1 pseudogene is annotated in these 784 nt (G+C 35.7%); it reads left to right on the forward strand.

Annotated elements, in window-relative coordinates:
• Positions 1-415: 415 nt before the first annotated feature.
• Positions 416-784: pseudogene (locus H4J76_RS19485) on the forward strand (transposase); the annotation flags it as partial.

The following is a 784-nucleotide window of genomic DNA, read 5'->3' on the forward strand; positions in this document are numbered from 1 at the left end:
CTGCATAGTACCGTATACACCAGCATAGTAAGCGTTTGGTATAGGCTCAACTACATGAATAACACTCAGTTTTGCCTGAGTGAGTTCTTGTAGTTGCGTGACTTTATCTTCGATATAACTCTTCGTCTCATTAAGTTCTGCGGCAAATAAAATATGCTTATACATTAATTTCTCCTTTATTTTAAATAATAATATTTTGCTTATAGCTTGCTTGCGTAAAAATATTATTAAGCCACCCATAATAACTTGTTTGTTTTTTCAACAATAAACTAGACTTAATTTACCCCTGTTAAGTGTGGTAATTATTATGCCCAAGCCTCGTTCACAACACTAATTAAGCCACCCATAATAACTTGTTTGTTTTTTCAACAACAAACTACACTTAATTTACCCTCTTATAAGTGTGGTGATAGTTATGCCAAAGCCTCGTTCACAACAAATTAGTTTATCTGATACGCCGTATTATCATATTTGTAGTCAAACCGTTCGAAAAGCCTTTTTATGTGGTATTGATAAAGAAACAGGTGTCAGTTATGAGCACAGGCGTCATTGGATTGAACAGCGCATTTTTACATTATCTCAGGTCTTTGCTATTGATATTTGTGCTCACGCTGTCATGAATAATCACTTACATTTAGTCCTTCATGTTGATAGTGAACAAGCTAACAACTGGACGACGCTAGAGGTACTGTCCCGTTGGCATAAGTTGTTCAAAGGCACCCTATTAACCCGTCAATATCAGCAAGAGCAATCATTAACGACATTCGAAATGGAAATGGTTGAA

The organism is Colwellia sp. BRX9-1 (assembly GCF_014077195.1).
GTDB lineage: Bacteria > Pseudomonadota > Gammaproteobacteria > Enterobacterales > Alteromonadaceae > Colwellia_A.